Source organism: Microbispora sp. GKU 823, from assembly GCF_002027145.1.
Classification (GTDB): domain Bacteria; phylum Actinomycetota; class Actinomycetes; order Streptosporangiales; family Streptosporangiaceae; genus Microbispora; species Microbispora siamensis.
Map to the genome: position 1 here is coordinate 1 of NZ_MWJN01000195.1, position 6122 is coordinate 6122.

General features: G+C 71.8%; 4 protein-coding genes. 1 reads left to right on the forward strand and 3 read right to left on the reverse strand.

The window, feature by feature from the left end:
• From B1L11_RS43685 to B1L11_RS43695, 3 genes are all read right to left on the reverse strand, one after another.
• Positions 1-438, reverse strand: a 438-nt coding sequence (locus tag B1L11_RS43685; protein WP_218671688.1) for an extracellular solute-binding protein, incomplete at its 3' end; no start/stop codon positions are given.
• 122 nt (positions 439-560) lie between these two features.
• Complete coding sequence (locus B1L11_RS43690) at positions 561-2270, reverse strand: CBM35 domain-containing protein (protein WP_079321019.1); 1710 nt, start codon at positions 2268-2270, stop codon at positions 561-563.
• A gap of 137 nt (positions 2271-2407) precedes the next feature.
• On the reverse strand, positions 2408-4366 hold the full coding sequence (locus B1L11_RS43695) for a glycoside hydrolase family 127 protein (protein ID WP_079321020.1): 1959 nt from the start codon (positions 4364-4366) through the stop codon (positions 2408-2410).
• Between the two features lie 211 nt (positions 4367-4577).
• Here B1L11_RS43695 and B1L11_RS43700 point away from each other — a divergent pair, with 211 nt between their 5' ends.
• Positions 4578-5594 (forward strand): LacI family DNA-binding transcriptional regulator, encoded by a 1017-nt coding sequence (locus B1L11_RS43700; protein WP_256863428.1) that lies wholly within the window; start codon positions 4578-4580, stop codon positions 5592-5594.
• Positions 5595-6122: the final 528 nt, after the last annotated feature.

The following is a 6122-nucleotide window of genomic DNA, read 5'->3' on the forward strand; positions in this document are numbered from 1 at the left end:
CTTCTTCAGCACCTCCTTGTTGTAGTACAGGGCGAGGGTGTTGGCCCCGATCGGGACCCCGTACGTCTTGCCGCCGAGCTGACCCGCCGCGAGCAGGTTCGGCGAGACGGCCGAGGTGTCGATCTTCGTCTCGTCGGTCGAGGTCAGCACCCCCGCCTCGGCCAGCGTCGAGACCACCGGGTTGTCCACGATCAGCACGTCCGGCGAGTTGCCCTGCTGCGCCGCCAGCAGCGCCTTGTTGGTGAGGTCGGTGGTGTCGTAGCCGGTCCGCTTGACGGTCACCCCGGCCTGCGTCCCGCACTGCGTGAGCAGCTTCACCCAGTCGGAGGAGTCGTCGAACTGCGGGTAGGGATCCCAGATCGTGTAGGTCCCGCCCCCGGCGGCCTGGCCCGCACCGCCGACGCGGCACCGCCGTCGCCGCCGGAGGACCCGGAACACGCGGTGAGGCCGCCCGCGATGGCGAGAGCCGCCAGGCCCAGACCGGCGGCGCGCCGGCCCCTGTCGAGGCTATCCATGTCGTTGTTTCCTTTCAGTGACCCTGCTCGGTGGACCGGCGCGGCTCAGGTGAGCTGGATGTAGTCCAGCTCGGCGTAGCCGGTGCCGCCGGCGAAGTAGGGGGACCCCTTGGCCAGGCGGATCACGTTGTAGCCCGCCTGCAGGTTGACGCTCGTGCTGACCGTGGCGCCGAACTGGCCCCAGGCGGCCGTGGGCGGATAGCTGACGGTCGTCCAGGCGCCGCCGTTGTACGCCAGCCCCTGCGTGGCGGTCGCCCCGGTGGCGTTGGCATAGCCGATGGTCATCGTGTACGTCCGGGCCGTGGGCACGTTCACCACGAAGTCGACGTAGCTGTCCGTGCTGTGCGTGCTCGTGCTGTTGTCGATGCGCCCGACGTAGCCGCCCTCGGACGCGCTGGAGCTCGTCAGCCGCTGGGCGCGGAAGACGGACGCGTTCTCCGCCTCGTAACGCTGCTGGTAGGACGGCACGCCGCTGACCGGCTGGATCACCAGGTTGTACGCGCTCGTGGCCGACATGTTCGGCACCGAGACGCTGATCTCCCCGTTGCTCACGGCGTACGTGCTCGTCGAGATGGTCGTGGGCGCGGTCACGGCGGTGAAGCGGCCGTTCGCGGGGGTCGACTGCAGGGTCACCCGGACCGAGGAGCCCAGCGCGCCGATGCCCGTGACGCGGACCGTGTTGGTGCCCGACTCGTTGCCGAAGACCACGTTGACGGTCTTGCGCGTGGAGTCGTAGGAGGCGAAGCCGTCCAGCCCGGTCTGGGTGGCCGGGGTGGTGGTGACCATGCGGCCGGCCATGTCGCCGTACCACTTGTACAGCCACCAGGTGCCGGTGGGCTGGCTGTTGTTGACGACAAGCCCGTTCATGGTGCCGTATTCGTACCAGAACGCCCGGTGCGCCATCTCGACGCCGCCGCGCTCGAACTTGGCCACGTAGCTGGCGATCCGGCCGGGGACGTCCACCTCGCTCATCGCGGCGTACTCATTGATGGCGATGCGCCGGGGGCTGATGCCGAGCGAGCTTTCCAGGGCGCGGTAGTCGGCGATGTGCGCGGCGATGCCGCTGGGGTCGCCGCCCAACTCGTGCCAGCAGATGACGTCGGGCAGCGTGCCCGCGGCCTTGGCGCTGCTCAGGAAGGACGACAACCAGGAGTGGTTGTAGTAGGAGATGCTCGGGCCGACGATCGGCGTCGTGGTGTCCAGTGCCCGCACGGCCCGGTAGGTGCGCGTCCAGCCGTCGTTGAAGGACCCGGCCGCGGAGGTGTTCCACGTCCCGTCGGGCTCGTTCCACAGCTCCCAGCCGATGACGTTGGTCACCGTGGTCGCGTTGAGGCGGGCGCGGACCATCGTGTCCACCTTGGCCAGCCAGTCGTTCCAGCTCACCCACTTGTACGGGAAGTTCGGATAGATGTCCGGCATCCGGATGAACTCCCCGGCCCCGACGCGGGTGGCCTGCGGGGCCACGAGCAGGGAGTCGCCTCCCGGGGGCTGGCCGTTGGGCTTCTGTCCCACACCGGGGGCGGGCTGCGTCAGCGAGTTGACCTTCAGCGGCAGCAGCGTGGAGTCGGCCGGGCGGCCGTTTTCCGCCAGGCCGTACAGGCCGCCCGCGGCGACGTGGGTGACGGGCCGGAAGGGCTGGGCGACGTTCACCGTGAGGGTGGCGCCCGCCGCCTCGGCGGGGCTCAGCGGGACGAGTGCCGCGGTCAGTGACACGGCCAGCGCGGGCAGCAGGGTCGTGCCTCGGGGTCTGCGCATGAACTACCTCGCTCTTTCTGTGCTCAGGTGGGGGGAGAGCAGGAGGTGGAGCGGGACCGTCCCTCCCCGAGCCGGCGGACGCCGTGGACGGTCCCCATGCGGGCGGACCGGACCTCTACGGATCCGGCCCGCCGCGGTCATCCGGCGGCGGCGACCGGGATCCAGACCCGCATCGGGCCCTCGCTCCGGTTGCCCCACAGGAAGTACGGCACCGCCGTGAGCGTGAGCGGCGTGCCCGTCCGCTCCCGCCTGGCTCCGGCGGTGTACAGCGAGTCGCCGGCGTGGGCGACCAGCCCACCGGCGGTGATCACGACCGGGATGTCCGGCAGATCCTCCCGGCGGGCCGCCGTCACTTCGACGGCGGGGTCCAGCCGCACGTCTTCCAGGACCGTGCCGGGCGGCAGGTCGGCCTGCTCCAGGCAGTACACGAGCGGGCCGCGCGTCAGGGCGACGCATCCGCGCACCGCGTCGACCCGCGGGTGGGCGGTCACCTGCCGGACGGGCATGTCGAGGTCGAGGACCACGGTCGTGCCCGGCGTCCAGACGCGGGTGAGCCGCACGTAGCCGTCCCGCGCGGGCACCCGCACCGGTTCGCCGCCGACGCTCACCGTGTAGGTGTCGCACCAGGCCGGCACGCGCAGCGCGAGCGTCCACGCCTGACCGCCCCCGCCGCCTTCGGCGACCTCCAGTTCGATGCGGCCCTGCCAGGGGTAGGCCGTGCGCATCTCCACACGGCGCCCCCCGGGGGCGGTGAGGGAGGCGTCGCCGTACAGGTGGATCTGCAGGCCGCCGTCGTCGGCCGTCGCCAGGTAGCCGGGCAGCGAGGCCATGAGCCGGGCGATGTTCGGCGGACAGCAGGCGCACGAATACCAGGGCAGCCGGCGCGACGCCGCCTCCTCGCCCGAGCTCGCGTGCCCCGTACGCAACTGCAGGGGGTTGGAGTAGAAGAAGTGCCTGCCGTCGGACGACACGGCGGCGGCGACCGCGTTGTACAGCACCCGCTCCATCTCGTCGGCGTAGCGGGCCCGGCCGGTCGCCAGCAGCAGCCGCCAGTTCCACTGGAAGCTCGCGATGGCCGCGCACGTCTCGCCGTAGGCCCGGTCGGACGGCAGCTCGTACGGGTCGCCGTACGCCTCCTCACGGTGGCGCGAGCCGTGGGCGCCGGTGACGTAGGTCCGCGAGCGGAAGGCGTCGGCCCACAGCCGCTCCGCCGCGTCGAGCAGCGCCAGGTCGCCGGTCTCCACGGCCACGTCCACCATCCCCGCCAGCAGGTACAACTGGCGCACGGCGTGCCCGGTCACCTCCCGCACCTCGCGTACGGGCTGGTGGTCCTGGTAGTAGCGGGGGCCGAACCGGCCGTGGCCGAGCAGGCCGCGTCCGCGCAGGTCGAGGAAACGCTGGGCGAGGTCCAGGTAGGGCCGGTGGCCGGTCAGCCGGTACAGCTCGGCGAGCGCGGTCTCGACCTCGGGGTGCCCGCAGACCTCCTCCACTCCGTCCGGGCCGAACCGTTCGACCAGCAGGTCGGCGAACCGCCGGGCGACCGGCAGCAGGTCGGGGCTCACCCCGGTGCGGGCCGCGGCCACCGCCGCCTGGAAGAGGTGGCCCGCACAGTACAGCTCGTGGCTCCAGTCGGGCTTGGCCCACCGCTCCTGGGGCGCGACGACGGTGAAGTAGGAGTTGAGGTAGCCGTCCTCCCGCTGGGCGCGGGCGAGCAGCGCGGTCGTGTCGTCGACGAACGACCGCAGGCCGTCGTCCTCGGGCGAGGTCGCGAGCTGCCACGCCGCCGCCTCCAGCGTCTTGTGGACGTCGGAGTCGGCGAACCACATGCCGGCGAACTCGTCCTCGGACTCCCCCGCGGCGGCGCGGAGGTTGCCGATGTTGCCGGCGGTGTGGAGGTTGTCCACGCAGTGCGGCAGCGTGTCCTCGGCGTTGCGCCGCCGCCACCGCCCGAGCAGGCCCTCCGCCCTTAACCGAGCCTGGCCGAGGCCGAGCGGCCGCAGCGCGGACAGGGCCGCCGGGGTCGGGGCTACGGGCCCGGCCGCCTCCTGGAGGCCGGGCGCGGCCGGGACGGTGTGTGACAGCTTCTGCTGGGTCATTCCTGATCTCTCGTGTCGTGACGCGGGACCGTGCGAGATTCCGCCGGGACGTCCTTCAGAAGGAAAATTAGGAAAACGGTTGCCGGAAAGCTACCAACGCTGTCCTGGGTCGTCAATAGCAGGTTTCACTGGTGTTACCGGAGGGCACCGGCGCCGCAACGGTCCGGCGATACAGTGGATGCAGGCAACGCCATCGGAAAGTGGAGGAAACGTGGGAAAGCTGGAGCGTCACGCCACGATCGCCGACGTCGCGGCACTGGCCGGGGTGTCGGTGGGCACGGCCTCCAAGGCGCTCAACGGACGCGGATCGCTGCGGGAGGAGACCCGCATGCGCGTCCGGGAGGCCGCACGGCAGCTCAGCTTCGAGGCGAACGCCGGTGCCCGCAGCCTGCACTCGGGCCGCACCTACACGGTCGGGATGATCACGACGGACACCATCGGCCGGTTCAGCATCCCCGTCCTGATCGGCGCGGAGGACGCGCTGGGCGCCGGGGAGATGTCGGTCTTCCTCTGTGACGGGCGGGACGACCCGATCCGCGAGCAGTACTACGTCAGGACGCTCCTCAGCCGCCGGGTCGACGGGATCATCGTGACCGGCCGGCGGACCGAGGCACGCGCGCCCATCGCCGCGGACCTGCCCGTGCCGGTGGTGTACGCCTTCATCAGCTCGGCCGACCCCGGCGACTGCTCGGTGGTCCCGGACGAGGCGGGCGGCGCCCGCAAGGCGGTCGAGCACCTGCTGGCCGTCGGCCGCACCCGGATCGCGCACGTCACGGGCCCCGAGCATCACAACTCCGCCCGGGTCCGCGCGGCGGCCGCGCTGGAGCGGCTGGCGGAGGAGGGGCTCGAACCGGCCGCGCCGCCGCTGTTCGGCGGCTGGAGCGAGGCGTGGGGACGCCAGGCCGTCGGCATCCTGCTGGCCGGGCGGGCGGAGTTCGACGCGGTCTTCTGCGGCAGCGACCAGATCGCCCGGGGCGTGTGCGACGCGCTGCGCGCCGCCGGCCGCCGGGTTCCGCAGGACGTCGCCCTCGTCGGCTTCGACAACTGGGACGTCATGACCGAGGGCTGCCAGCCGCCGCTGACGAGCGTCGACATGAACCTCGAGGGCCTGGGCCGCTCCGCGGCCGAGATGCTCCTGGCCGCCATCAACGGCTCCCCCTCCCCCGGCCGGCACGCCCTGCCCTGCCACCTCGTCGTCCGCGAGTCGAGCGCGGTCCCGCTCCCGTAAGACTCTCTTTAGAGAGACGCAGCGCCGCCCCGCCGTTACGCGGCGGGGCGGCCAGCGCGAATGTTAGCGCTCCCATCACAGACGTCAAAAACTGGCTGGGGCGCGCTCCGGGCGAGGATTTTCATCTGACTCGGCCTGTCTGGCGAAAAGTTACGATCTCGACGAGATTTGCGTGGCGCTCTGGCGTACGGACGCGCACAGAGGTGTGATTGCCCCGGCCTGATCCCCCCACAGGCATTCGAGAAGGGGTCGCACAACGTTGAGAACTCCACATCGTGGCATCGTCGTCGCGGTCACCGCGGCGGCGGCGCTGCTCCCCGCGGCGCCGTCCGTCCTGGCCTCCACCTCCACGGCCGGCCACGGGTCTCCTGCACGGCGACGCTGTCGGCGCCCACTCGCGAGGCGGCCTTCGGCGAGGCGGCCAAGGCGACGGGCGTGCCGGAACCGCTGCTGAAGGCAGTGGCGTACATGCTGTCCCGGTGGGACGACCACCAGGGCAGGCCGAGCTCTGACGGCGGCTACGGCGTG